The organism is Duganella phyllosphaerae, assembly GCF_001758785.1.
In the GTDB taxonomy this organism is placed as follows: Bacteria; Pseudomonadota; Gammaproteobacteria; order Burkholderiales; family Burkholderiaceae_D; genus Rugamonas; species Rugamonas phyllosphaerae.
In genome coordinates this window covers 158,265-182,469 of sequence record NZ_LROM01000087.1, presented here as the reverse complement: position 1 = coordinate 182,469, position 24,205 = coordinate 158,265, and the positions used below count along the sequence as shown (strand labels likewise).

Genomic DNA, 24,205 nt, shown 5'->3' with positions numbered 1-24,205 from the left:
GAGGTGCGGCTGCCACGGCGGCGACCGGTGCGGCTGCCACGGCGGCGGTAGCCGGACGGGTATAACTACCGGCCGGCATCACTGCTTCGTACATGGCTTCCCAGTTCAGGCCGTCGGGCGAGGTGGTGGCGGTGGTGGCGGCGGCAACTGCGGCCGCGGCAACCGGGGCAGCAGCGACAGGGGCTGGCGCCGGAGCCGGTGCAGCGACAGGTGCGGCAGCAGGCGTGCTGGCCTTGCCGGCGATGGCGTCGTTGAGCAGGCTTTCCAGGTCCTGCGGCAGGGCCGGCAGGCTGTCCGGCTGAGCGCCGTTGTTCAGTTCGGCCAGCTGGTCGGCCACGAAACCGGACGCTTGCAGCGCCGCTTCTATCGCCAGCGGCGTCACCGGCGCGGCGCCGGTGCGCAGCGCATCGAACAGGTTTTCGGTCAGGTGACAGGCCGTCACCATTGCCGGCAGGCCCATGAAACCGGCGCCACCTTTAATGGTGTGGAAGGAACGGAACACCGCGTTGAGGGTTTCCTTGTTGTCAGGATCGCGTTCGAGCGCCAGCAGGTGCTCTTCCACGTTGACCGCAAGATCCATCGCCTCGACGACGAAATCCTTGAGCATATCGTCCATTAGAACCCCAGATCGGCAAGCAGATCGTCCACGCTGTCCTGGCTCAGCGCCACGGTAGGCGTCGATGGACCGGTCATCAAGTTTACTTCCTTCTGGGCGATTTTCTCGCGCACATCAGGCGGTGCGTTGTCGCGCAGCAGTTGCGCCAGTTCGGCCTCGACGGTCTTGGTGATAATCACCACTTTCTTGATCAGCTGGCCGGTGATGTCCTGGAAGTCCTGGGCCATCATGATCTCGAGCAGGCGGGCCTTCTCGGTTTCGGTGGCGGCCGAGACGGCAGCGGCGAAGGCCTGCGAGTCGCCGGCCAGCTGCTTGAACTGGTCCAGGCTCAGCTTGCCTGCGAACAGGTCGGCCCAGCGGTTTTCCATGTCCTTCGATTGCTTCGACAGCGTGTCCTGGTCGGGCATGGCTTCGTCGAGCGTGTTGAGCACCTTGTTGGCGGCCTGCTCGGTCAGCGAGGCGACGTATTCGAGGCGGTCCTGGGCGTCGTTGATCTGCGACGACGCTTCGGTCAGCGCCTTGTCGTAGCCCAGCTCGCGCAGCGAGTCGTGCAGCAGGCGCACGATGCCGCCCAGGCGTTCGAACATCGGCTTGTCGGTGCCATCGCCTTCGGCGCCCTCGCCGCCTTCGGCAGCGGCAGCAGGTCCGGCGGCCACAGCGACAGGAGCCGGCGACGGCGCAGGAGCGCTCACTGCAGCACCAGAGGACACCTGGTCGAACAGGCTTTCCAGGTCGTCTTCGGCTGCTGCCGGTGCTGGTGCGGGGGCCGGCGCTGGAGCTGGCGCGGCATTCTTGCTTTGGGCGGACACTTCTTCAAATAAGGCGTCGAAATCGTCAGCGGCGTTGGTCATAATCCGTGCTTCTCCATAATTTGTAAAATTGCTGCCCCACGATGATGATGCACGGCAATAAAACACTATCGCGAGTGTAGCAGGGCCGCGCCGGATGTGCCAAACAAGCCACCGATCATTACCGGCACGGCGTCACATTCCGTTGTATTTGGAGATACTATCACCGGATGTCAGCCCAACCTACAGCTTGGGACACAAAACTAATGCTCGTGTGCAAAAAAAGCAGCGGCAGCCAACACCTTTTTGCCCGGCAAAGTGGTTATGTTTGACAAACATCAACTCTTTGCATACTAGCAATAATGTAAATCGCGTCTACAATGAAACGCGTGCCTTATCTTTCCGGGAGCCCGCCATGTACCGAAAAATCCTGATCACAACCGACGGTTCTTCCGTCTCCAGCAAGACCGCCTGCGCCGGCGTGACGTTTGCCGAGCAGCTTGGCGCGGAGGTATTGGTCCTGTTCGTGGCGCCCGCCTACCAGTACCCGATCTACGTTGAAATCATTCCGCCCAGCTATCCCAGTGAGGAGGAATACCGCGCCGCCCTGCTGCGTGCTGGCGACGAGCACACGCGCGACGTGGTGCAAGCGTGTTTGCAACGCAACATCCGCTGTACCGCCCTCACCACGTTTGCCGAAAGCGCGGCCACCGAGATCGTCGCCGCCGGTGTCAAGCACGGTTGCGACCTGATCTTTATCGGTTCGCACGGGCGCAGCGGCTGGGGCCAGTTGCTGCTCGGTAGTGTGACCAACAAGGTGTTGTCGCAATCACGCATTCCCGTGCTCGTGCACCGCCTGATCGCCGAACCCGAGTACAAAAATTAGGCTGTACGGTAACTATTTGTAGTAGCATCACAAGATTAATTCAATCGCAATACTGTTGCTCTATTCACCTTCGCACGCAAGCGACCCCGATGATCAGAATAGTTATCGCAGACGACCACACCATCATGCGCGAAGGGCTCAAGCGCATCCTCGACGGCGCGCCCGACATCGACATCGTCGGCGAGGCCATCGATGGCTTCGAAGTGCTGAGCCACGTGCGCCAGGGCGGCTTCGACCTGCTGATGCTCGATCTGTCGATGCCAGGGCGCAGCGGGGTCGACCTGATACGCCAGATCAAGGCCGAGGCGCCCAAGCTGGCCATTCTCATACTGACCATGCACGAGGAAGAGCAATACGCGGTGCGGGCCATCCGCGCCGGCGCCCAGGGCTATCTGACCAAGGAAAGCGCCGGCACCCAGCTGGTCGGCGCGATCCGCAAGGTGGCCTCGGGCCGGCCCTACATCAGCACCGAGGTGGCCGAGCAACTGGCGCTCAATATCATGATGCCCAACGAAAGCCTGTTGCATAAACAGCTGTCCGACCGCGAATTCGAGGTCTTTTCGCTGCTCGTCGCTGGCAAGTCGATCACCGAAATCGCCAACGGCCTGCACCTGAGCGTGAAGACTGTCAGCACCCATAAAACCCGCATCATGCAGAAAATGGGGATGAGTTCGCTGTCCGAAATGGTTCAATATGCCGTAGCGCATCGCCTGCTGTCGCCGTTCAAAACCTGAACCTCGCCCTTCTGGTAGGATTTATCCTACAAACCTGCGCACGCTCCTACCGTCAGATTCAGCCATTGCTGATATCCAGCCCCGGCCCCTGTTGGCATACTGAAATCACTGTTCATGTTGCACGGCACCAAGTAAGGCACCGGGCGGCATCCCTCCATTGATTCGAACTGTAACGTGCACACAGGAGCTCACCATGCTGTCAACGCAAGCGTCTGAAATTCGCCCGGTCACGACGACCCTGCAATCGTCGTCGATGGAAGCCGGCCGCCAGCGTCAGGGGGACCTTTGGTCCAACCTCAAGGAAGTGTGCGATCTGCTGCACATTCCGTCGGCAGTGTCGGTCACCACCGAGGAGTTGCTGTTCCAGCACGTGCAGTTCAAAACCGGCCAGCGCATCCACACCATCGGCCAACCGTTCGACACCCTGTACATCGTCAATTCCGGTTTCCTGAAAACCGTGCTCATCGACGAATTCGGCAACGAGCAGGTGCTGAGCTTTCCGATGAAGGGCGACATGCTCGGCGTCGATGGCATTCACACCCGCCATTACTCGTCGGAAGCGGTGGCGCTGTCCGATTGCGACCTGACCCTGCTGCCGTTCAAAAAACTCACGGCGCTGGGCCGCGTGCACCTGGAACTGGAAAACATGATGTACGGCGTCATGAGCCGCGAACTGGTCCGTGAGCAGGCCATGATCGGCATGCTGGGCGCCCTGTCTGCCGAGGCCCGCGTGGCGCGCTTCCTGGTCACGCTGGCCGACCGCTTCGCCCAGATGGGTTATTCGGCCAAGCTGTTCAACCTGCGCATGACCCGCCACGAGATCGGCAGCTACCTGGGCCTCACGCTGGAAACCGTCAGCCGCACGCTGTCGGCCTTCAACGAAATCGGCCTGATCAGCGTAGACCAGCGCACCATCGGCATCAAGGATGCCGAAGCACTGAAAACCCTGCGTCGCCTGCCACCCTCGCGCACCCGCGCCAAGCAACTGGCGGCAGCCAGGAGCAAGAACGAAGCAGCCACCCCGGCGCAGCTGCTGGCCGCCCTCTGACATGTAGTAAGTACCGTGCTCTAACCCAGCCTTGTGCCCGGCCTTCAGTGCCGGGCTTTTTTTTGCCTTTCCGCTAAAAAAACCGCTTGCATTCCATCGCGCCTTCCACAATAATGAATGCAAATACGAATCATTCTTATTTAAAGGAGAAATGACGATGCCTACCGCCCTGCCTATGACGCAACCTGTCATGAATGTCCGTCCCGCTCCCGCCGTCGTGTCGGTGGTTTCGGCTGTCTCGCCAATCAAGCGCATCAGCAGCGCCGGGCTGATGGAGGGCGGCCGCGAACTCGAAATCGAACATGCGGGCCGCGTCTACCGCCTGCGCGTCACCCAGCTCAACAAGCTGATCCTGACTGCTTAAACTTCACTGTGCGTGAAACCGGGCGCGCTGCCCCGCGCGCCCACTCTCCCCTTCGAGTTTGCCAGCCAACCTGCATAGCCAGCTGAACTCTCTTTTTCGACCCAGGAGCGTTTGATGGCCATCCACCTAGACCGTAGCAACCCGATTTTCCTCGCGCCGTCGCAAGGCGGCCATCACCCCGAGCTGATGCTTTCGGCAGTGCTGCACCTGATGTCGCATTACACGGCCGGCAACGACCATGACGGCGGTTGCATCAAGCTGGCGTCGGTGATCGAGCGCCACCTGAAGGCGCTGGCCAGCCTGCCCGACCTGGCGCCGGTGCTGCGCGCCACCTGCCAGCAACTGCACGAGCAGTGGGCCACGGTGGTCGAGCGCAACCTGCAGGAGCAGGACAAGACCAATTTCCTCAGCCGCATCATGGCGCGTGCCCGCAACACGCCCGCCACGGCCTGACGCGGAGCTCATCACATGTGCGAGAAACACGATCCCCTGGCGGCGATTATTGCCGCCGCCATGCCGCAAATGGCTGGCCGCGCGGTTACTGCCACCGCTAACGCAACGCCGGCAGGCGGGCCGGTATCAAGCCGGCCCGGTCCGCAGTCCGAGCCGACGCAGCAAGCACAGCAGGTGCTGCACCCGGTAAGACCGGTGATCCACAACGTCGCCAGCGCCAACGCCGAGGCGCACGAGGCCCAGGCCTCGCGCCGCCGGCGCCTGTGGGAACTGGGCCACGCCTGCCATTGCCCGCTGGTCGGAGTCGGTTTCCCGCTCGGCGTGCTGCGCAAGCTGGTCGATAAGGTCACCAACGGCAAGGTGCTGGCCGACGACTACGAAGTGCACGTCGGCGCGGTCACCGAGTGTGCCACCCGCAACCGCCTGTCCGAGGCGCTGCAAAAGGAACTGGAACGCCGTTACGCCCCGGTGCTGTTGCGCTTCCGCGCCGCCAAGACCACCGAACAGGTGGCCGACCTGTGGCGCGCCGCCGTCGCGGCTGGCGACGTGGCCGGCGCTTTCTGGGCTGGCCTCACCCACCCGCGTTGCAGCCCCGAGGTGGAAGAACAGATGTGCCGCGACCTGCACATGGTGCAGCACCAGGCCGGCGCCTGCGTGCGCGCCGACATCACCAGGTTCAACGCCGCCTTGCAGGACAACACCCGCCTGGCGCAGGAACTGGCCAAGTCGCAGCAGCGCGCCGCCGCCCTGCTGGCGGAAAAGAGCGCCGACGCCGAGAAACACGCAGCACAGCTGATGCAGCTGCGCGCGCAAGTGGTGGGCAAGGACAGCCTGGTCGATTCGCTGCGCACCGAGCTCGAACAACTGCGCGAGTCGATCCCCGGACTGGAAACCCGCGCCAAGCTGGCCGAGCGCCTGCAGCAGATGGACGAGCGCGAACGCGCCATGCGCCAGCAGATCGCCGAGCTGAAACTGGAACTGGCGCGCGCGGTGGAAGCGCCGGCCATGCCGATCCAGGAAGAAACCCGGCAAGTGGTCGAACACGTCATGAAGATGCCGCTGCGCCTGAGCGAACGCGCGGTGTTGTGCGTGGGTGGGCGCAGCGGCAACGTCGCCACCTACCGCGAGCTGATCGAGCGCGAAGGCGCGCAGTTCTCGCACCACGACGGCGGCCTGGAAGACAATGCCAACCGGCTCGACGCCAGTCTGGCCGCCGCCGACCTGGTGATCTGCCAGACCGGCTGCATCAGCCACAGCGCTTACTGGCGGGTCAAGGACTATTGCAAGCGCAACGGCAAACGTTGCGTATTCATCGACAACCCCAGCATCTCGAGCCTGGCGCGCGGGCTGGAACAGGCTGGGGCGGACTGATCCATAACATGGAAAAAAGCCACCGGCGTTTGTGCGCCGGTGGCTTTTTTGCGTTGCGCGAATTGCGGTACGCAGTCAGTACACGTCGCGCCGGTAACGGCCCGCCGCGGCCAGGGCATCGAGCGCGGCGTGGCCCAGGACGTTGGCCAGCGCGGCATCGACGCCGGCGGCCATGCCGTCGAGGCTGCCGCAGACATAGATCGCCGCGCCATCGGCCACCCAGCTGCGCAGCTTGTCGGCGTGCGCCGGCAGCAGGTCTTGCACGTAGCGCGCGGCGCCACCGTCGCGCGACCAGGCCATGTCGAACTCGAGCAGGCCGGCCTGGCGCAGCGCCTGCAGTTCTTCACGATAGTGGAAGTCATGCGCGCTATTGCGCTCGCCAAACAACAGCCAGTTGCCGCCCTGCTCGGCCTGGGCGCGCGCACGTAGATGGCCACGCAGGCCGGCGATGCCGCTGCCGTTGCCGACCAGGATCAGGCGGCGGCCAGCGTTGTCTTCCAGGCGGAAGCGGCGGTGCGCGCGCAGCCGCAGCGACACCATCTGGCCCACTTGCGCCTGCTGCGTGAGCCAGCCCGACGCCACGCCGTGGCTGCCGTCAGCATGGCTGTGCAGGCGCACCAGCAAATGCGCACGGCCATCGGCCGGGATCGAAGCGATCGAGTATTCGCGCGGGCGGTCGGCTTCGGACGGGGCCGATATCTGCACCAGGTCGCCCGACTGCCAGTCTGGCAACGGCCCGGGCGGCGCCAGTTCCAGGTGGTACACCGGGGCGCCGGCGCTGCCCGGGTTGAGCAGGCGGCGCGCCGACAGGGTCCACGCCTGGTACGCTGGCGCGCTCCAGTCGGGCGCATCGCTGGTGCCGGCCAGGTGGCTCAGTTGCTGGCGCCACTGGCCGATGGCCGCATCGGCGCTACGATCGACATCGATGCGCGGAAACAGGCTGTGCGCGCCCTGCGCCTGCAGCCAGCCGTCGAGCGCGCGGCCGAATCCGCAAAACTGCTGGTAGGCGCTGTCGCCCAGTGCCAGCACCGCGTAGTGCAGTTGCGGCAATGGCAGCTGCGTGGTCATCAGCCGCCCGGCAAAGGCGGCGCCTGCGTCGGGCGCATCGCCCTCGCCGTAGGTGCTGACCAAAAACAGCACACGCTCGGCGCGCTGCAAATCTTCGGCATGCAGGTCGGACAATTCGCTCAGTTGCGCCGGAATGCCGGCCAGGCGCAAGGTCGCCACGGTCTGGCTGGCCAGTTCCTCGGCGTTGCCGGTCTGGCTGGCGTAGGCCACGATCCAGCCGGGAGAAGTTGCGGCTTCGGTCTCGGCCTTGCTGCGGACGGCGGCCAGGCGCTTGCGGCGCGCGCGCAAGTACGGCAGCAGGCACACCAGGCCATAGGCGGCGGCCGAGGCGGCCACCAGCATCAATCGGTTGGGGTCATTGGTCCAGATCATTCGTCCAGCATGCCGCGTAAATGGGTGCTCAGGTATTCGTTGTAAGTGACATGGCCGTGGTCCACCGTGCGTTCGACGAAGCGCGCGGCCAGCCCCTGGCGTTCGGCCAGCGCCAGCCCGTCCACCCGGCCCAGCACCGTCAGCGCGGTGGACCAGGCGTCAGCGGCCATGCATTGCGCGTGGATCACCGTCACCGAGGCCAGCCCGTTGGCGATCGGCATGCCGCTGCGCGGATCGATGGTGTGGGCGTAGCGCACGCCATCGCGCTCGAAGTAGCGGCGGTAGTCGCCGGACGTGGCCACGGCCAGGCCGTGCAGCGCCAGCACCAGCTGGTCGTCGCTGCCGGGGTCTACCTGTTCCAGCGCCACCCACCACGGCTGGCCGTCGGGCTTGACGCCGGCGCCGCGCAACTCGCCGCCCACTTCCACCACGAAGTGCGCAATGCCCTGGCTTTTCAGGTAGTAGGCCAGCCGATCGACGCCATAGCCCTTGGCCACGGCCGAGAGGTCGAGCTCGATGCCGCCTGGCTGCAAGGCGCGCCGCGCAGGGGCAGGCTCGAGCACCATGTGCTGGCGCGCGGCGGCCAGGTCGGCGCGCGCGGCGGCAATCGCGCCGGGCGTCGGTGCAATAAAGTCGGGTTGGTCGAACCTGCCGTGCGGGCCGAAGCCCCACAGGTTGACCAGCGTGCCGGCACACGGGTCGCAGGCGCCGCCGCTGGCGCGCGCCACGTCCAGTGCGAACGACAGCACGTCGAAAAAGGCGGGCGGCAACGCTTGCCAGCTGCCCGCCGGGGCGCGATTGTAGCGCCCGAGATCGGAATCGGTTTCCCAGTGGCTCATTTCAGCCACCACGGCATCGAGCTGCTGTTGCAGCCCCTGTTGCAGATGGGACGTGACCAGGGCCGGCGCGGCCACCAGCCGCACCGACCAGCTGGTGCCCATGCTCAACCCCGCGAAATCGCGGAGCACGCCACCAGCAGGCGCCGGATCCTCGGAAATATGATGAGGCAGGATAACCCGGCGCATCACCCTTATTCCGGCAGGATTTCGATGGTGGCGGCGTAGCTCGCGCGACGCGCAGGCATTTGCGGCGGCTGCCCCGGCTTGGAGGGCGTGGCTGCCGGCCAGCTGCTGCTCACCATGTACATGCCGGCGGCCGGCAGCTCGAACGACAACTCGCCGTTGGCGTCGGTGTTCTTGCGGATTTCGCCCAGCGTGCCGCGATAGCGCACGCCGCCCGGGATCAGGCTCACGCCCTGGTTGGCGGCCGGTTTGCCGTCGAGCAGGAAGCGCCAGGTAGCTTTTTCGCCCGCGCGCAGGTCGTTCGGGTGGGTGACCGGCACCAGTTCCAGGCCCACGCCGGTCGGCTTGAACACCGCCATGTCGGGTTCGCCTGTGGTGACGAACGTCTCCAGGCGGCTCTGGGTGCGCGATACCTTGAGGTCGGCAGCGTCGGCCGGCACGTCCTTGGCGAAGGTCTCTTCGTTGCCACGGAAGCGTTTCATTTCGCCGGCCTTGTCCTTGTAGCTGGCGAAGACGTTTTGCGACACCAGCGCAATTTTATAGGTGCCCGGCTTTGGCAGCTTGAGATCAAAACTGTTGCGCAGCTTGCCGTTGGCGACGTTCTGCATGTCCACCTTGCCACCGTCCGGGCCGGTGATGGTGATGCCGTCGAGCTTGAGCGGCACGTGATCGACATCGAACAGGCCTTCGGAAATGGCGGCGTCGATGGTGACCCAGTTGTCGCGGCTCTCGACGATGGTGGACGTGGGCAGCAGCCACGGCTTGTGGGCGTGGGCGGAGAACGTTGCGCCGGCCAGTGCCAGCGCAATCAGGGTCTTGTTGAATTTGTTCATGGAATTATCCGCTTATGGTTTCAGTTGGACCACGACCGCGCCCAGTTCTTCCTTGCCCTGGCCGGTGGCCTTTTGCGCCGACTTCGGCGGCCATTGCAGCGGCACTTTGACCACTTCGCGGCCACCTGCTTCGCGCGAGGCTTCCACGAACAGCGTGTACTGGCCGGCCGGCAGCTTGTCCAGGCCTGCCTTGGCGGCCGGGAAGGTCAACGCAATTTCGCCGGGCGCCTTGGTGGCGCCGCTGACGCCGTCGAGCGGCATGGTGATATCGCGGCCGGTCTTGCGCCACCACTGGCGCATGTCCTTGAGCCACTTGGTGCCGGCGTTGTCTTTCTTGCCGGTGTCGTACAGGACGGCCAGGTTGGTGACCACTTTCTGGTCGGCGTTTTCCAGCCAGGCGGCGATATACGGGCGATGGTATTCGGCGACGTTGAGTTGCGGCACATCGATTTTCAGGGCCAGCTCGGCGCCCATGGCAGAAGCGCTGGCCAGTGGCAGACTCAGGGCGATGGAATAACGTAATTTCATGGAAGTCCTGGAGGTTAACTACGGTTAGTGGATGAACAGCAAAGCAATGACGACAGGAATCAGGACACCGAGGCCCACCATCGGCCAGGTGAACGGCCGCTTGGCCGCGTGGAATTTCAAGATCAGCAAACCGGTGATACAAAACACCAGGCACATGACGGCAAAAATGTCGATGAACCAGTTCCAGGCCGTGCCCGTGTTGCGGCCCTTGTGGACGTCGTTGAGCCAGGAAATCCAGCCGCGGTCGGTCTTTTCGTACTCGGCCGCGCCACCTTCGAGCTCGATGCGTACCCAGGCGTCGCCGCCGGCACGCGGCATGGCGAGATAGATCTCGTCGGCCGACCATTCGGCCACGCGGCCACCGGCCTGCACCATCCAGGTGTCCTTGAGCCACGCTTCGGCGGCGGCAGGCAGCGGTTCCTTGGCGCCATCATGCTGCTCGGCATAGGTGCGCAGCTGCGTCACCAGCGCGGCTGGCGCGGTGGCCTCGAGCCGGGTGATGGTGGGCTTGGCTTCGATCTGCGAGGCGTGGTTGAGGGTGATGCCGGTGATAGAAAACAGGAACATGCCCAGCAGGCACAACGCCGAACTGATCCAGTGCCACTGGTGCAGGTGCTTGAGCCAGACAGCGCGGCTGGCTTGGGCAGCATGGGCAACATTGCTGTTGGGCGGTGCACTCAAGGCTAATCCTTCAGGAAATTTAACGTGCCAAGATGGACACAAACAGAAATGATAATAATTATCATTTAGGATGTCAATCAACCCGATGTAACTACTATGTAAAGTTGCGTGTGTACGCTAACGGAAATGCCGGGCAATCCCGCCTAAGCTTGGGCATAAACCCTGTATTTTCTGTGGAGGCGCATCATGCCGCTGTACTCGCAAGACCAGATCCAGACCATCGCTGCCAAGATCAAGGACGTGCGCTTTGGCATGTTTACCACCTGTGACGCCGACCAGATGCTCACCAGTCGGCCATTGACCACGCAGCAGATCGATAGCGAAGGCAATCTCTGGTTCTTCGCCAGCGACGAAGCCGCATTTACGCTGGACCTGCCTGTGCATCCCGACGTCAATATCAGCTTCTCCGATCCCGAGCGCCAGCTCTATTTGTCGATTGCCGGCCAGGCCTTCCTGGTCAAGGACCAGGCCAAGGCGCGCGAACTGTGGACGCCGGCTGCGCGCAGCTGGTTCCCCAAGGGCGTGGATGATCCGCACCTGGCCCTGATCCGGGTGCGCATCCAGTCGGCCGAGTACTGGGATGCGGGATCGAGCAAGATGAAGCAGCTGGTGCAGCTGGCCAGGACCGCGCTGACCGGCCGGTCGGCGATCCACATGGGACGCTCGACCACCATCTGTCTTTAATCAACACTGGTCTTTAATAACTTGCCGGCCTAGCGGCCGTCGCGGCGCGACGCCGCCGGCACCTCCACCACGGCGTCGCCGCTGGTGACGAACAGCCGTTCGTCCGCTGCGGGCACCACCGCGTGGCCGCCGGTAAAGGCACCAAAGGCCGGCAGCACGATGCGCTGGGCGTCGGCCATGAAGCACGGCAGCAGCACCGACTCCCACCCCGAACGCAGCCGGTACACGGGATGGACGTGGCCGGCCATCAGGTAGCCAGTGGCCAGCAGGTCCGGGTGATGGCAAAACGCGAACGGCCCCAGGCGCATCGGCTCGTCCGCCATGGCGATCGCCAGCCACCGCGGCGGATCGCCCGCGTGCAGGTCGTGGTTGCCGCGCACCAGCGTGAGCGCCAGCGACGGCTGCTGCGCGCGCCAGCGCTGCATGGCCGCCATGGTCGATACCGCGTGCGCCGCCTTGGCATGCAAAAAGTCTCCGAGAAACAACACCTGGCGCGCACCGTGGCGCGCCACCAGGCGGTCCAGCGCAGCCAGGTTGGCGGACGTGGTACCAGCCGGCACCGGCACCCCCAGCGCGCGGAACGACGCCGCCTTGCCGAAGTGGATGTCGGCAATCACCAGCATTTTTTCACGCGGCCAGAACAAGGCCTTTTCCGGCAGCAGCCATACCAGCTCACCCGCCAGTTCGATCGCCAGGGCGCCGTGGTTGTCGGGCAGCGCGCTCATGGTCCGGCCGCCTTTTCCAGTTCGCGCACCATGCGCGCCACCCGGTCCGACAGTTTTTCGGTCGTGAGCTTTTCGCGAAAGCGCTCCACCATCAGCGCAAAGCCGAATGGCGTGGCCCGCTTGGTCGCATGAAAACTGATGTGGCGCGCCTGCAACTCCTGCAACGTGGCGCGCAGGCGCGTCAGCTCCAGCTCCTGCTCCAGCACCTCGCGCTGCGCTTGGGTCAGCAGCAAATTGCCGGCGTCGTGCTGGCGAAATACGGAAAAGAACAGCGCTGACGACGCCTGCAACTGCCGTGCGCTCTTGGGCTGGCCGGGAAAGCCCTGGAAGATCAGGCCGGCAATGCGGGCGATCTCGCGAAAGCGCCGCTGCGACAATTCGGTGGCGTTCAGGCTGGCCAGCACGTCTTCGAGCAAGTTGTCGGTGCCGAACAGGCCGGCCTTCGAACCATGGCCCACATCGAGCACCGCCGCCCAGTCCAGTTCCTGGGCGGCCAGCAACTCGAAACCGTAATCGTTGACGGCGATTGAAAACGTCACCGGCGTCACCCGCGCCACGCGCCAGGCGATCAGCGAAGCCAAGCCGATGTGCACCGAGCGGCCCGCAAACGGGAACATGAACAAGTGCCGCCCTTCGCGGCTGTGCATGGTTTCGATCACGGTGGTGTCGGGCGTGGGCAACGCCGACCATTTCTGCTGGGTGGCCAGCAGCGGCGCAATCGCCTGCATTTCCGGGCCCAGGCTTTGTGCGCCTTCGATGGTGGCCAGGCGCAGCTGTTCGAGCGCGGCGTGGGCCAGCTCGGACGACATCGGCATCTTGCCGCCCTGCCAGCGCGGCACCGCGCCACGGGCGCCGGTGGCGCGGCGCACGTAGGCGGTCATCTCGTGCAGGCGCACGAATTCGAGGATGCGGCCGGCGAACAGGAAGTGGTCGCCCTGTTTCAGGCGCGAAATAAACGATTCCTCCACGCTGCCCAGCCGGCCGCCACTGACGTACTTCACTTGCAGGCTCGAGTCGGACACAATGGTACCGATGCCCATGCGGTGGCGGCGACCGATGGCAGCGTCCGGCACGCGGTACACGCCGTGGTCGTCGGGCAGCACGCGCCGGTATTCGGGATACACGGCCAGGGTCTGGCCGCCACGTGCGACAAAATCGAGCGCCCACTGCCACTCTTCGTCGGTGAGGTCGCGGTATGACCAGGCGGTGCGCACCTCGGCCAGCAGTTCTTCCGAGCGGAAGCCGCCACCCAAGGCAATAGTGACCAGGTGCTGCACCAGCACGTCGAGCGGCTTGTACGGCACCGGCCGCGCTTCGATATCGCGCGCGGCCACGGCCTGGCGCGCGCCAGCCGCTTCCAGCAGTTCCATGCTCTGGGTGGGCACCAGCGTCAGGCGCGAGACGCGGCCCGGCGCATGGCCGCTGCGCCCGGCCCGTTGCAGCAGCCGGGCAATGCCCTTGGCGCTGCCGATTTGCAGTACCCGCTCCACCGGCAGGAAGTCCACGCCCAGGTCCAGGCTCGAGGTGCAAATTACGGCCTTCAATTGCCCGCTTTTCAGGCCCAGCTCCACCCAGTCGCGTACTTCCTTGTCCAGCGAGCCGTGATGCAGCGCGATCAGGCCGGCCCAGTCGGGCCGGGCGTCAAGCATGTTCTGGTACCACAGCTCGGCCTGCGAGCGGGTATTGGTAAACACCAGCGTGGTGGCGTGGCGCTCGATTTCCTCGACCACGCGCGGCAGCATTTGCAGGCCCAGGTGGCCGCCCCACGGAAACCGCGACGGATGCTCGGGGATCAGGGTATCGACCACGATATCCTTGGCGACATGACCCTCGACCGCCACGCCGCCGGGCATCAGGGCCTGCCGCGCCTGCTCCAGGTTGCCCAGCGTGGCCGACAGGCCCCACACTACCAGTTGCGGATTCCAGTGGCGCAATCGCGCCAGCGCCAGCTGGGTCTGCACACCGCGCTTGTTGCCCATCAGTTCGTGCCATTCGTCGATGATCACCATGTCCAGTTGCGCGAACTGGGCGATGGCATCGGCCTTGCTCAGCATCAGGGTCAGGCTCTCGGGTGTCGTCACCAGGGTGTCGGGCAGGCGCTTGTTCTGGCGCGCGCGCTGGGCCGAGCCGGTGTCGCCGGTGCGCGCTTCGATCTGCCACGACGGCAGCAGATCGGTGGCCGACTCCTGCAAGGCGCGCAGGGTGTCGGCGGCCAGCGCGCGCATCGGCGTCAGCCACACTACTTTGAGGCCCACGCGCGGGCGCTTATGCAAAGCCGCGCGCTGCAAGGCGGCAAACCACACCGCGTAGGTTTTGCCGGCGCCGGTGCTGGCGTGCAGCAGGCCCGACTCGCCGGCCATGGCGGCCTTCCAGACGTCGCGCTGGAAGGGGAAGACTTTCCAGCCGCGCTGGGCGAACCAGGCTTTGGCCTGGGTTGGCGAGGGGCCGGAAGTTTTGCCAACGGACCTGGCGGACATCTTGGGTGCCGGTCCGGTTCCAGCATTGCCGGCGACATCGACGGCAGGCGCGCCGGGCGGCGTGCCCGCATGATCGGCGCCGGCAGCGACCAACGCTCCAGCGGCCTTCCAGTCCGCTGGCGCAGCCACGGCCCCGGCGCCCGGCAAGGCGTTTCGGCTGTCGAGCGCTGCGTCAGCCGCTTTGGGGCGCGGCCTGGCGAGCTGGGCCCGCAAGCTGGTGGAACGGGCGCGCGCGGTCATGGGGCAACCAGCAGGCTTTTCAGCGCATCGAGCGTATCGGCCTGGTCCACGGTCTTGTCGGTGCGCTGGCGCAGGATGCGCGGGAAGCGCACGGCGATGCCGGACTTGTGGCGCGGCGAGCTGGCGATGCCTTCGAAACCGATTTCGAACACCATGCTTGGCGTGACGCTGCGCACCGGACCGAATTTTTCGATGGTGGTGCGGCGGATCGCGTGATCCACCTTGGCGATCTCGGCATCGGTCAGGCCCGAATACGCCTTGGCGAACGGCACCAGCTTGCGTCCGCCCTCCCCGGCTTCATCCCACACGGCAAACGTGTAATCGGTGTACAGCGAGGCGCGGCGGCCGTGGCCGGCCTGGGCGTAGATCAGCACGGCGTCGATGCTGTACGGGTCGATCTTCCACTTCCACCAGGTGCCGACGTTCTTGGTGCGTCCCACGCCGTACTCGGCATTGGCGGCCTTGAGCATCATGCCCTCCACGCCGCGCTGGCGCGATTCGGTACGGATTTCAGCCAGTTGCTCCCAGCTGTCGGCGCGGATCACCGGCGCCAGGCGCAGCTGCGGCGCGCCCTGCTGCACTTGCAGCGTGGCCACCAGTTCTTCCAGCATGGTGCGGCGCTGCGCCTGCGGCAAGGTGCGCAGGTCGCGCCCTTCGACTTCGAGCAGGTCGTACGCCACCAGCACGGCCGGCAACTCACCCAAGAGTCGCGCCGAGACCTGCTTGCGGCCCATGCGTTTTTGCAGATCGGCAAACGGCGCCGGGGCATCGCCGCCGTGCCAGACCAGGATTTCGCCGTCGATCACCACGCCATCGGGCAGGCGCAGCACGGCCAGCTCCGGGAAACGTTCGGTGATCAGGTCTTCACCGCGCGACCACAGCCAGTTCTGGCCGTCGCGGCTGACCAGCTGGGCGCGCATGCCATCGTACTTCCACTCGACCTGCCACTGCGCCAGGTCGCCCAGCGCCTCCGGCTCGCGGTCGAGCTGGTGGGCCAGGAAGAACGGATACGGCTGGCCGCCGCGCTGGGCATGTTCCTCTTCGGTATGCTCGGCGATCAGCTGCTGGAAGCCGGCCGCCGTGGGCTTGACGCTGCCATCGGTCCAGCCCATCAGGCGCTGGGCGATCAGTTTGCTGTCCAGGCCGGCAATGGCGCTGAGCGCGCGCGTGACCAACAGGCGCGACACGCCGACGCGGAAGCCGCCGCCGATCAGCTTGGTCAGCAGGAAGCGTTCGCGCGTATCGAGCTGGTCCCAGTACAGCAGCAGCGCGCTGCGCACGGTGCCGGGATCGGCGCCACGCAGCGGTGCAATGCCCAGCTCGATCCAGTCGGCCAGGCCGATTTCGCTCGGTTGCGTGGGTGGCGGCAGGATGTGGGCGATGGTTTCGGCCAGGTCGCCCACGGCGTGGTAGCACTCGTCGAACAGCCAGTCGTCCAGTCCCGAGTATTCGATGGCGAACTGGCGCAGCAGCTTGGTCGGCACGGCCTGGCGCGGCTTGCCGCCAGCAAGAAAATACACGGCCCAGGCGGCGTCGGCCGGCGCGGCGGTGCGAAAATACTGTTGCAGCGCATTGAGCTTGCGCGTGGTGGACGTGGTTTCGTCCAGCTCCGCGTACAGCAGGGCGAAGTCACGCATGGGGCGCTCCCGCCGGTGCCGCTGGCGCAGGCACGTCTCCGCCTGGCGCCGCGTTTGCGGTTGCCACGCTCATCTCGGCTGCGGCTTCAGTTGCGGCTGCGGCGCCGCCAGCGATGGCGACACCGTCGTCGGCCTCATCGTCGCCGTATTCGGTATCGAAGCCGCTGGCCTGCAGTCCTTGCTGCTGCAACCAGCGCACCAGCACCGCGATCGAGCCGTGCGTGACGATCACCCGTTCGGCGCCGGTGGCGGTAATCGCCTGCATCAGGCCCGGCCAGTCGGCGTGGTCGGACAGCACGAAGCCGCGATCGACGCCGCGCCGGCGACGGGCGCCGCGCAACTGCATCCAGCCGCTGGCAAACGCGTCGGAAAAATCGCCGAAGCGCTTGACCCAAGGCGAGCCGGCCGCCGCCGGCGGCGCAATGACCAGGCAGCGCTTGAGGTCTTCCTTGTCGACGTCGCCGACCATCACCGTCGGCGGCAGCCACACGCCGCTATCGCGATAAACGGTATTGAGGGTTTGCACGGCGCCATGGCAGACGATGGGGCCGATGTCGGATTCCAGCCCGCTCAGGATGCGCTGGGCCTTGCCGAAGCTGTAGCACTGCATCACGCTGGCGCGGCCCTGGGCGGCGTTGGCGCGCCACCAGTCGTTGATGTCGTCGTACACCTCCTGCTGCGGCTGCCAGCGGTAGATCGGCAGGCCGAACGTCGATTCGGTGATGAAGGTGTCGCAGCGCACCGGCTCGAATGGCGTGCAGGTGCTATCGGCCTCGACCTTGTAGTCGCCCGACGCCACCCACACTTCGCCCCGGTATGCCATGCGCACTTGTGCCGAACCCAGCACGTGGCCGGCCGGGTGCAGCGAGATGGTGACGCCGTTGTGCACCACGGTCTCGCCGTAGGCCAGGCCGTCGATATGGATGTCGCCCAGGCGCGACTTGAGCACGCCGACACCGGGCGCGGCGGCCAGGTAGTGGCGGTGGCCGCCGCGCGCATGGTCGCCATGGGCGTGCGTGATCACGGCGCGCTCGACCGGGCGCCAGGGATCGATATAGAACTGGCCCGGCACGCAGTACAGGCCTTCCTTGCGCACCACCACCATGTCGGACGTCATTGCACACATACGCGGCTTTCAGAACAGGAAGACCCGATTCTGTCGCCGCCCGCCGCTGCCGTCTGTCAGGCACCGCACCCAGTCCTGCGGCCGCGACCGCTACTGAGGCAGGGACTGCTCAGGCAGGGCCGCTCAGGCAGGGCCGCTCAGGCAGGGCCGCTCAGGCCGGGTCGCTCATGCGGGATCGATGTATTCGGCCATGAAGTGCAGGTCGTCGTCTTCCGCTGGGTCGATGATCACGCGGTCGGCGCCGATCATCAGCAAGGTGGACAGCGAAATGGCGCCGGCGGGCGGCGTTGTTGGCTGCATTGTCGCCTGCGCTGGTGGCTGCATTGCTGGCTGCGCTGGTGGCTGCATTGTTGGCTGCGCTGGTGGCTGCATTGCTGGCTGCGCTGGTGGCTGCAACGTTGGCGACGACGTCCGTGCTGGCGCAGCGAGCGGCGGGAGCGGTTTGCCGCCGTGGGCGGTGGCGGTGAAGGGCACGGGGGGCTTGCCCGTGGGCGACGGGCTGGCGCTGCGTTTGCTGGTTGCCATGCGATTTCTCCAAAAACGCCGGTGCGGCGTGGTGAAACCAGAGTACCGCGCACGATAGCGCAGCGCCATCGGACACGGCCTAGTATGCTGTAGGAGGAACTGACGGCAAACGCTTGCTTGCGCTAACATATGCGTTTTCTCCAGCCCCGACAGCCTACCACCATGACTTTTACCCTCAACGACACCGCCTACGGCACCGACACGCCAGCAGCCAAGCACGCCATGTTCGACGACCTGCGTTCGCAACTGACCGGCCTGGTACATGGCGAATCCAACCTGGTCGCCAACTCAGCCAACTTCAGCTCGCTCGTCTTCAACGCCATGCCGGGCCTGAACTGGGCCGGCTTCTACTTCCTGCAGGGCGATGAGCTGGTGCTGGGACCGTTCCAGGGCAAGCCGGCCTGCATCCGCATCAAGAAGGGCCGTGGCGTGTGCGGCACCACGGTGGTGGAAGGCAAATCGATCGTGGTGCCCGACGTGCACGCATTCCCGGGCCATATCGCCTGCGACGTCAATTCGCGGTCGGAACTGGTGGTGCCGGTGCGCCGTCCGAACGGCGAGATCATGGGCGTGTTTGACCTCGACAGTCCGCTGCCCAACCGTTTCGACCAGGATGACGCCGACGGCATCGAAGCACTGGTGGCGATCCTGGAAAAAACCCTGGTATAACAGCAACAGCAACCGCAACAGCAACAGCAGCGCAGCATCGCGCAGCAGTAGAGCACGCCGGCAGATGCCGGCACACGCCAGAACCTGCTAAAAGCCGCGCTGGCGCTTCTCGGTCGCTTCGCGCAGCAATCCTTCCAGCAACTCGGCGCGCAGCCGCTCCTCGGCAGCGCGCATCTCCGGCGTGAACTCGCGCTGTTCGCGCCGTTCGCACACTTCGCGGATTTCCACCGTCACATCGCCCGCTTGCGGGTATGGACAGCCGCCGGCCCAGGCGATGGCCGCGTCCAGCGTGGCGGCCTGGATGATCCAGTAGCCCGCCACCAGTTCCTTCACATCGGTAAACGGTCCCGCCGCCAGCGACGTGCTGGCGTTGGCAAAACGCACCCGCGTGGCGGTGCGGGTGGCGCCCAGGGTGCTGCCGGCCAGCAACACGCTGGCGCGCACGCTGCGCTCTTCGTGGGCGCGCATCGGCTCGAGCGCTTCCGCCGTTGGCGCAATGCCGGCCTCGGCGTCGGCGTCCGACCGCAGGAACACCACGTAGCGGCTCCAGGCGGGGTTGCGCTCCGGGGCGACCGCAGACGCGCTGTCCGCGACCATCACCGATGGGCCCTGGTCGCGGATTTCGTAGACGGCGCCGGCATCGAACAGCGGCCACCAGCGCACCTGGTCGATCACGTCGGCGCGCGACGGCGCCTGCACCAGCGTAAAGCCGGCCACGACCTCGCGCGGCGCATACGGTCCGTGCAATCGGCCCCAGGCGCCGTCGCGGCGCACCAGGCGCAGCGCGCTGTCGCTGGGGCGCAGGAAGATGCCCGGCTCCAGCGCCGGCGGCTGGTCGCCGCGCTCGGTACTCTGGTTGGCGCGGCGCAGTACCACGAATTCCATGCATCACTCCCGGATAATTTCTTAAAAGCATTATCCAAGGTGACGGCCCATGCCGGCAAGCTTTCTCGGCCAGCCAGTGGCTGGCTGCCGCTTTAACGTTGCTGGCGCGGTACGCGCGGTACGTGCGCCAGGCATTGGCCCTGCGCGGCAGGCCTCAGGCCGTGCCCGGCTCGCCGCAGCCACCGGGCCCCTGCTGCGCCATGGCGCGGGTGATTTCCTCCATGCTCAAATCCTGCTGGCGGGTGGCGATGGCCCAATGGTGGCCGAAGGGATCGACCAGCATGCCGTAGCGGTCGCCCCAGAACATGTCCTGCGGCGGCATTTTGGCCGTACCGCCGGCTTCGACCGCCCGGGCGTAGGCGGCATCGACATCTTCCACGTACAGGTGCAGCGTGACCGGGCTGCCGTTGAGCGCCTTGGGGCCGAGGCTGCCGTATTCGGGAAAGTCGTCCACCAGCATGATGGTGGAGTCGCCGATGCGCATGTGCGCGTGCATGATCTTGCCGTCGGGCCCGGCGAGGCGCCCGATTTCCTCGGCATTGAATGCTTGTTGATAGTAGGCCATCGCGGCTGCCGCGCCCTCGCAGACGAGGTGGGGCGTGATGGTGTGTATGCCTGCGGGAACGGGACGAACGGCAGGCTGGACTGAATCAGTCATGATGAGCTCCTTGTCGAGAGACCGCAACCCGTTAGTTTACGCTGAAGCCCGCGCGCACGAATGAAATCGACGTGCGCGTGGGCTTTTCGCTACACCTGCACCGCTACCCTCCCCCGCTGGCGACGCCGTAGCGCGGCCAGCATGGTCAGGCCGGCGCCGAAGCTCAGATACGCCGACGGTTCGGGCACTGCCGCCAGCACCTGCGGCCCGTACTGCACCGCGATGTCGTTCAGACCGGAGTCCAGGAACACCACGTCAGTGAAGTCGAGCGTGCTGCTGCCCACGCCCACCACGTTGAACATGTAGCGCGCCAGGGTGCCGCTGCCGGTCACGCCCGGCACCGCGCCGATCCGCGCCCCATACGTGAACGACACCATGCCGGCGATGTTGTCGAGTAAGCCGCCGGCGATGAGGCCATTGCCGTCAGATTCCAGGAAGCCACCGTTGCCGTACCCAGTGACCTGCAACACGGTCGGGTCGAACCGGAACGAGTACTGGTATGCGTATAGGTCGGCAATGTCATCGATGCGGAAGTCGATGACGACCGTGCCGCCCGTCGCCAGCGGCGCGGACGGCACCGCGCTGAAGGTGGCGGCCAGAGCCGGCGCTGAAACTAACGCTGTCAATGCTGTCACCGCTACCGGCAATGCGGCACGGCCCAGGATTTTCTTCAAGTTCTGCAGCTGCATAATGGTTCCTTGTCGGTTATAAAACGAAGATCAATGCCTGGAGCGATCAAAAGCATGCGATATCGCTCGGCAACGCCCGGGTGATCAACGCCAGGTCGCGTACATCGATCACGTTGTCGCGGTTGACGTCGGCATTGGCCACCCAGCCGCCCTGTCCAATGCGGCGGCCCATGGCGCTGCGGGTGGCCAGCATGTCGGCGCAATCGACGACACCGTCGCGGTTGACATCGCCCGCCAGGGTAATCGCGAAGTCGGCGTGCGAGATGTCGAAGAACACGTTGCCGACCGCCTCGACCTTGATGCGGGCGCGGGTGGTGGCTACCGGCGGCAGCACCACGGCGCGACTGCCGTTGTTGGCGACACTGGCGGCCAGCACCGTCGGGAAGGTCACGCCGCCATCGGTCGACAGCGAAATCTTCACGTTGGACGCGGCCACCGGCGCGGCGCTGGTGTTGGCCACGTTCCACGTCACGGTCAGCGATGAACCGCCGGCAGCGCTGACGCCCGCCGCTGGCGCGGTGACCAGGAATGGACCGGCATTGGCGGCGAGCACCAGTTGCGTGGTGGCGTTGCCCACGCCGCCACGGCCGTCGCGCGCGGTGAGCTTGAAGTTCAGCGACGCCGGGCTGGCGTTCACACCGGCCAGGCCCACGTAGCTGGCGGTTGGCAGGAACTCGGCGAAGCACTCGATCTGCGCCACGGTCGGCGTTGCCGACGCGGTCGGGCAGGCGCCGGTACCGGCGTTGGTGTTATTGGCGACGATTTGCGCCAGGTCCGGGAACACCCGCAGCGGATTGGTGGTGGCCTGGTTTTCGCCCGCCGAGTTGTAGTCGCCGCTGTCGCTGGCGCTGACCACGGCGCGCACGCCGAACTGGCGGAACAGCGGACCGTTGACCTTGTTGTTGTCGACCAGGCCGATGCCGGCGCTGCCGCCGCGGTCGTTCTGTTCCCACAGGTATGTGACGGCGTCGCCGTCGGCATCCTGGGCGCTGCCGGTCAGGGCGAACGGCGTGCGCAGCGGAATCGTGTAGCTCGGGGCCACGGTCACCACCGGCGCGCTGTTGCCGGTACCGGCTGCAGCGCCGCCGCGCCTGGTGGGGCCGCCGGACGTGATCTCGCCAACATAACCCGCTACGCCGGCGCTGAAGCCAACCAGGCCCAGGTTTGACACATTGGTGCCGGCCAGCGCGCCGCCAAAGCTCAGCGTGAAGGCGCTGTCGCTCAGTGCGCTCACGGTCACGGTACCGCTCGCTGGCCAGCCGGCAATGGCCTGGATCGCAGCCTTGATACCGGCAACGGTATAGTTTGAACCGCGCACGATGGGTGCCGAGTCCGCGCCGTTGTACCGCACGCGGAAACTGGCGCCGTTTGCGCTGTAGCCGGTCAGCACACCCATCTGTACTTCGCTGAGCGGCGATTCGGACGACGACGTGTACGCGACGATTTCATCGAAGCTGCGCTGCGACCAATACGGGTCGCTGTGGGTCTGGGTGTTGTCGGTGCCGCAAATGCCGGCATAGGCCATGATCGACGAGCCGCTGCCGGGTTCGACCGACGTGCCCGGGTTGCGGTTGCCACCGGAACAATTGCTGATCACGCCGTTAAAGGTGTGGTTGCCGGCAAACTGGTGACCGAGTTCGTGGGCGACGTAATCGACCGCGTAAGCGTCGCCTACCGGGCTCGGCAGGCCGGTGCAACCCTGCGCCTTGGCGGTGCCACCCACCACGCCCAGGCCGGCGATGCCGCCGCCGTTGAGGCCCAGCGCGATATGGCCCACGTCGAAGTTGCTGGCGCCGGCCAACAGGCCGGCCACCACGCGGTTGCGGCTGAGCGTGCTGCTGCTGCAACCGGTCGCCTGCGCCGCCGTAAAGCATGCCGCGCCGCCGCACGGGCCGTTGGCGCCCGTCATCTGCGCTGCCGTATTGAGGTTGAGTGCGTCGGTCTGATTGATCAGCACCAGGCGGATCGAGGTTTCATCCTCGTACACCTGGGTCACGCGGTTGATCAGCGTAACCTTGGCGGCCGTCACGTTGGCGGCGCCGAAAAAGCTGGCATACGACGGGTCGGTCACCAGCGCCAGGCGGTAGGTGCGCAGCACATTGCCGGTGGCGGCAGCGGGCGCGGCATCGTCTTCCACCACCCGGTACTGCACCGTGCTGGCGGCGCGGCCGTCGCTGGCGGTCACCTCGTAGGAACCGGCCTCGCCGGACGGATCGGCCACCAGCGTGGCCTTGACCACGCCGTCGGCATCGGCGTTGACCACCACGTTCTGGCGCGCGCCGGTATCGGACTGCGGATTGCGTACCGAAATGCTCACCGAGGCGCCCGGCGCAAAGCCGGCGCCGCGCACTTGCAGCGCGTCGCCGGCATGGTAAAAGCCGCGTTCGAGCGCCAATTGCGGCTCGGTCAGCGGCGCTTCGCGCAACGGTCCGCGGCGGTTGGGCAAATCGCGTGCATGGTAGCTGTGGTACACGCTATCGTCGCGCACCGCGCGCGGATCGACAAACCAGCGGCCCTGCGGCGAGCGTACCGACGCGTGCAGGCCCAGCGGCGTGATGTCCATGCGCACCGTGGCACTCGGGTCATCCACGCCACGGCCGGCGTAGGTGCGGATGTCAGGATGTTTGGCGGCCAGCTCTGGCTCCATGATCGGCGAATCGACGATGGCAAAGCGCTGGTAGCCGCCGTCGGGATGCGGCAGCGAAATGATCAGCGGTGAAACTTCGGCATCGCTCGATCGCTCCTGCGGCGCGCGCGCCATGAAACCTTCGATGCCTTTGCGGTTGAGAGTGGCGGCGTGGTAGCGCAGCGGGCCTTCAGCGGGAGTGGCGGTGGCGCGCTGGACGCTGGCGGTGGCCCCCTCGTCCTGCCAGAAGTCGCCGCTGGCCTGCACGGCCGGGACATTTGGCGTGGCCGGCTGCACTGCTGCCGCCGGCCCTTCTACGACATAGATGGAGCAGCCAAGCGCTGCAGTTAGCAGCGCGCGCCGCGCGGTGGTCCATGGGAGATGTGATCGCTTCATTTCTACAATGCCCTTTCGGTGAATGTGAACGTCGAAGACTTCAGATTATTGTTTTTATAATTGATTATTCTTCAATTATTTATTAACAACAAGTTCCGATTCAC

The 24,205-nt window shown here is 65.7% G+C and carries 24 protein-coding genes; 8 read left to right on the top strand and 16 right to left on the bottom strand.

Going from position 1 to position 24,205, the window contains the following annotated elements; all coding sequences use genetic code 11:
* Together DUPY_RS13775 and DUPY_RS13770 are read right to left on the bottom strand one after the other, a co-directional pair.
* On the bottom strand, positions 1-616 hold a 616-nt coding region (locus DUPY_RS13775), incomplete at its 3' end, for an Hpt domain-containing protein (protein ID WP_208600043.1).
* The gene (locus DUPY_RS13770) at positions 616-1,467 is read right to left on the bottom strand and encodes a protein phosphatase CheZ (protein ID WP_070248921.1); all 852 of its coding nucleotides are present in this window, start codon (positions 1,465-1,467) and stop codon (positions 616-618) included. The genes DUPY_RS13775 and DUPY_RS13770, both read right to left, overlap by 1 nt.
* Positions 1,468-1,819: 352 nt before the next feature.
* On the opposite strand from DUPY_RS13770, the gene DUPY_RS13765 reads away from it, so the two are divergent.
* From DUPY_RS13765 to DUPY_RS13740, 6 genes are all read left to right on the top strand, one after another.
* The gene (locus DUPY_RS13765) at positions 1,820-2,290 is read left to right on the top strand and encodes a universal stress protein (RefSeq protein WP_070248919.1); all 471 of its coding nucleotides are present in this window, start codon (positions 1,820-1,822) and stop codon (positions 2,288-2,290) included.
* A gap of 89 nt (positions 2,291-2,379) precedes the next feature.
* Positions 2,380-3,024: a response regulator gene (locus DUPY_RS13760; protein ID WP_070248918.1), complete on the top strand. Its 645-nt coding sequence runs from the start codon at positions 2,380-2,382 to the stop codon at positions 3,022-3,024.
* Between the two features lie 253 nt (positions 3,025-3,277).
* Positions 3,278-4,072, top strand: a complete 795-nt coding sequence (locus DUPY_RS13755; RefSeq protein ID WP_070248949.1) for a Crp/Fnr family transcriptional regulator — start codon at positions 3,278-3,280, stop codon at positions 4,070-4,072.
* A gap of 190 nt (positions 4,073-4,262) precedes the next feature.
* Positions 4,263-4,436 carry a hemin uptake protein HemP gene (gene hemP / locus DUPY_RS13750; protein ID WP_229255361.1) on the top strand — a complete coding sequence of 58 codons (174 nt, stop codon included), beginning with the start codon at positions 4,263-4,265 and terminating at the stop codon, positions 4,434-4,436.
* A 114-nt stretch (positions 4,437-4,550) separates the two neighbouring features.
* On the top strand, positions 4,551-4,889 hold the full coding sequence (locus DUPY_RS13745) for a hypothetical protein (RefSeq protein WP_070248914.1): 339 nt from the start codon (positions 4,551-4,553) through the stop codon (positions 4,887-4,889).
* A gap of 15 nt (positions 4,890-4,904) precedes the next feature.
* On the top strand, positions 4,905-6,260 hold the full coding sequence (locus tag DUPY_RS13740) for a DUF2325 domain-containing protein (RefSeq protein ID WP_084640707.1): 1,356 nt from the start codon (positions 4,905-4,907) through the stop codon (positions 6,258-6,260).
* A 75-nt stretch (positions 6,261-6,335) separates the two neighbouring features.
* On the opposite strand, the gene DUPY_RS13735 is transcribed toward DUPY_RS13740, so the two are convergent.
* The 5 genes from DUPY_RS13735 to DUPY_RS13715 are packed head-to-tail and all read right to left on the bottom strand — an operon-like array spanning position 6,336 to position 10,764.
* The gene (locus DUPY_RS13735; RefSeq protein ID WP_070248912.1) at positions 6,336-7,700 is read right to left on the bottom strand and encodes a sulfite reductase subunit alpha; all 1,365 of its coding nucleotides are present in this window, start codon (positions 7,698-7,700) and stop codon (positions 6,336-6,338) included.
* Positions 7,697-8,725 carry an FAD:protein FMN transferase gene (locus DUPY_RS13730; protein ID WP_070248910.1) on the bottom strand — a complete coding sequence of 343 codons (1,029 nt, stop codon included), beginning with the start codon at positions 8,723-8,725 and terminating at the stop codon, positions 7,697-7,699. The genes DUPY_RS13735 and DUPY_RS13730 overlap by 4 nt, the downstream gene beginning before the upstream one ends.
* A gap of 5 nt (positions 8,726-8,730) precedes the next feature.
* Positions 8,731-9,555 carry a DUF4198 domain-containing protein gene (locus DUPY_RS13725; protein WP_070248908.1) on the bottom strand — a complete coding sequence of 275 codons (825 nt, stop codon included), beginning with the start codon at positions 9,553-9,555 and terminating at the stop codon, positions 8,731-8,733.
* Between the two features lie 12 nt (positions 9,556-9,567).
* Positions 9,568-10,083, bottom strand: a complete 516-nt coding sequence (locus DUPY_RS13720) for a DUF2271 domain-containing protein (protein ID WP_070248906.1) — start codon at positions 10,081-10,083, stop codon at positions 9,568-9,570.
* Between the two features lie 24 nt (positions 10,084-10,107).
* Positions 10,108-10,764, bottom strand: a complete 657-nt coding sequence (locus DUPY_RS13715; protein ID WP_070248904.1) for a PepSY-associated TM helix domain-containing protein — start codon at positions 10,762-10,764, stop codon at positions 10,108-10,110.
* 186 nt (positions 10,765-10,950) lie between these two features.
* On the opposite strand from DUPY_RS13715, the gene DUPY_RS13710 reads away from it, so the two are divergent.
* Positions 10,951-11,448 carry a pyridoxamine 5'-phosphate oxidase family protein gene (locus tag DUPY_RS13710; RefSeq protein WP_070248902.1) on the top strand — a complete coding sequence of 166 codons (498 nt, stop codon included), beginning with the start codon at positions 10,951-10,953 and terminating at the stop codon, positions 11,446-11,448.
* Between the two features lie 29 nt (positions 11,449-11,477).
* On the opposite strand, the gene pdeM is transcribed toward DUPY_RS13710, so the two are convergent.
* The 5 genes from pdeM to DUPY_RS27915 form a co-directional block, all read right to left on the bottom strand.
* The gene (gene pdeM, locus DUPY_RS13705; RefSeq protein ID WP_070248900.1) at positions 11,478-12,173 is read right to left on the bottom strand and encodes a ligase-associated DNA damage response endonuclease PdeM; all 696 of its coding nucleotides are present in this window, start codon (positions 12,171-12,173) and stop codon (positions 11,478-11,480) included.
* Positions 12,170-14,650, bottom strand: coding sequence for a ligase-associated DNA damage response DEXH box helicase (locus DUPY_RS13700; protein ID WP_070248946.1), 2,481 nt, complete (start codon positions 14,648-14,650; stop codon positions 12,170-12,172). Before DUPY_RS13700 ends, pdeM begins: the two co-directional genes overlap by 4 nt.
* A gap of 236 nt (positions 14,651-14,886) precedes the next feature.
* Entirely contained in the window at positions 14,887-16,527 is a 1,641-nt protein-coding gene (locus DUPY_RS13695; protein WP_070248898.1) for an ATP-dependent DNA ligase, read from the bottom strand.
* A complete protein-coding gene (locus DUPY_RS13690; RefSeq protein ID WP_070248896.1) occupies positions 16,520-17,644 on the bottom strand; it encodes a ligase-associated DNA damage response exonuclease in 1,125 nt (374 codons plus the stop codon). Before DUPY_RS13690 ends, DUPY_RS13695 begins: the two co-directional genes overlap by 8 nt.
* Before the next feature lie 174 nt (positions 17,645-17,818).
* Entirely contained in the window at positions 17,819-18,178 is a 360-nt protein-coding gene (locus tag DUPY_RS27915) for a hypothetical protein (protein ID WP_141749536.1), read from the bottom strand.
* 162 nt (positions 18,179-18,340) lie between these two features.
* Here DUPY_RS27915 and msrC point away from each other — a divergent pair, with 162 nt between their 5' ends.
* A complete protein-coding gene (gene msrC / locus DUPY_RS13685) occupies positions 18,341-18,847 on the top strand; it encodes a free L-methionine (R)-S-oxide reductase MsrC (RefSeq protein WP_070248894.1) in 507 nt (168 codons plus the stop codon).
* 87 nt (positions 18,848-18,934) lie between these two features.
* On the opposite strand, the gene DUPY_RS13680 is transcribed toward msrC, so the two are convergent.
* The 4 genes from DUPY_RS13680 to DUPY_RS13665 form a co-directional block, all read right to left on the bottom strand.
* A complete protein-coding gene (locus DUPY_RS13680; RefSeq protein ID WP_070248891.1) occupies positions 18,935-19,732 on the bottom strand; it encodes a YciI family protein in 798 nt (265 codons plus the stop codon).
* A gap of 154 nt (positions 19,733-19,886) precedes the next feature.
* Positions 19,887-20,390 carry a VOC family protein gene (locus tag DUPY_RS13675; RefSeq protein ID WP_070248889.1) on the bottom strand — a complete coding sequence of 168 codons (504 nt, stop codon included), beginning with the start codon at positions 20,388-20,390 and terminating at the stop codon, positions 19,887-19,889.
* 89 nt (positions 20,391-20,479) lie between these two features.
* The gene (locus DUPY_RS13670; RefSeq protein ID WP_070248887.1) at positions 20,480-21,079 is read right to left on the bottom strand and encodes a cohesin domain-containing protein; all 600 of its coding nucleotides are present in this window, start codon (positions 21,077-21,079) and stop codon (positions 20,480-20,482) included.
* A 46-nt stretch (positions 21,080-21,125) separates the two neighbouring features.
* On the bottom strand, positions 21,126-24,101 hold the full coding sequence (locus DUPY_RS13665; RefSeq protein WP_071651633.1) for a M12 family metallo-peptidase: 2,976 nt from the start codon (positions 24,099-24,101) through the stop codon (positions 21,126-21,128).
* Positions 24,102-24,205 lie beyond the last annotated feature (104 nt).

What these genes read in the sequence shown, in the direction of transcription:
- DUPY_RS13730 (WP_070248910.1), bottom strand. Translation starts at nt 8,725, where the DNA reads ATGCGCCGGGTTATCCTGCCTCATCATATTTCCGAGGATCCGGCGCCT.
- DUPY_RS13720 (WP_070248906.1), bottom strand. Translation starts at nt 10,083, where the DNA reads ATGAAATTACGTTATTCCATCGCCCTGAGTCTGCCACTGGCCAGCGCT.
- pdeM (WP_070248900.1), bottom strand. Translation starts at nt 12,173, where the DNA reads ATGAGCGCGCTGCCCGACAACCACGGCGCCCTGGCGATCGAACTGGCG.
- DUPY_RS13770 (WP_070248921.1), bottom strand. Translation starts at nt 1,467, where the DNA reads ATGACCAACGCCGCTGACGATTTCGACGCCTTATTTGAAGAAGTGTCC.
- DUPY_RS13725 (WP_070248908.1), bottom strand. Translation starts at nt 9,555, where the DNA reads ATGAACAAATTCAACAAGACCCTGATTGCGCTGGCACTGGCCGGCGCA.
- DUPY_RS27915 (WP_141749536.1), bottom strand. Translation starts at nt 18,178, where the DNA reads ATGGCAACCAGCAAACGCAGCGCCAGCCCGTCGCCCACGGGCAAGCCC.
- DUPY_RS13700 (WP_070248946.1), bottom strand. Translation starts at nt 14,650, where the DNA reads ATGTCCGCCAGGTCCGTTGGCAAAACTTCCGGCCCCTCGCCAACCCAG.
- DUPY_RS13765 (WP_070248919.1), top strand. Translation starts at nt 1,820, where the DNA reads ATGTACCGAAAAATCCTGATCACAACCGACGGTTCTTCCGTCTCCAGC.
- DUPY_RS13745 (WP_070248914.1), top strand. Translation starts at nt 4,551, where the DNA reads ATGGCCATCCACCTAGACCGTAGCAACCCGATTTTCCTCGCGCCGTCG.
- DUPY_RS13680 (WP_070248891.1), bottom strand. Translation starts at nt 19,732, where the DNA reads ATGGAATTCGTGGTACTGCGCCGCGCCAACCAGAGTACCGAGCGCGGC.
- DUPY_RS13710 (WP_070248902.1), top strand. Translation starts at nt 10,951, where the DNA reads ATGCCGCTGTACTCGCAAGACCAGATCCAGACCATCGCTGCCAAGATC.
- DUPY_RS13740 (WP_084640707.1), top strand. Translation starts at nt 4,905, where the DNA reads ATGTGCGAGAAACACGATCCCCTGGCGGCGATTATTGCCGCCGCCATG.
- hemP (WP_229255361.1), top strand. Translation starts at nt 4,263, where the DNA reads ATGAATGTCCGTCCCGCTCCCGCCGTCGTGTCGGTGGTTTCGGCTGTC.
- DUPY_RS13665 (WP_071651633.1), bottom strand. Translation starts at nt 24,101, where the DNA reads ATGAAGCGATCACATCTCCCATGGACCACCGCGCGGCGCGCGCTGCTA.
- msrC (WP_070248894.1), top strand. Translation starts at nt 18,341, where the DNA reads ATGACTTTTACCCTCAACGACACCGCCTACGGCACCGACACGCCAGCA.
- DUPY_RS13760 (WP_070248918.1), top strand. Translation starts at nt 2,380, where the DNA reads ATGATCAGAATAGTTATCGCAGACGACCACACCATCATGCGCGAAGGG.
- DUPY_RS13755 (WP_070248949.1), top strand. Translation starts at nt 3,278, where the DNA reads ATGGAAGCCGGCCGCCAGCGTCAGGGGGACCTTTGGTCCAACCTCAAG.
- DUPY_RS13695 (WP_070248898.1), bottom strand. Translation starts at nt 16,527, where the DNA reads ATGCGTGACTTCGCCCTGCTGTACGCGGAGCTGGACGAAACCACGTCC.
- DUPY_RS13735 (WP_070248912.1), bottom strand. Translation starts at nt 7,700, where the DNA reads ATGATCTGGACCAATGACCCCAACCGATTGATGCTGGTGGCCGCCTCG.
- DUPY_RS13675 (WP_070248889.1), bottom strand. Translation starts at nt 20,390, where the DNA reads ATGACTGATTCAGTCCAGCCTGCCGTTCGTCCCGTTCCCGCAGGCATA.
- DUPY_RS13690 (WP_070248896.1), bottom strand. Translation starts at nt 17,644, where the DNA reads ATGACGTCCGACATGGTGGTGGTGCGCAAGGAAGGCCTGTACTGCGTG.
- DUPY_RS13670 (WP_070248887.1), bottom strand. Translation starts at nt 21,079, where the DNA reads ATGCAGCTGCAGAACTTGAAGAAAATCCTGGGCCGTGCCGCATTGCCG.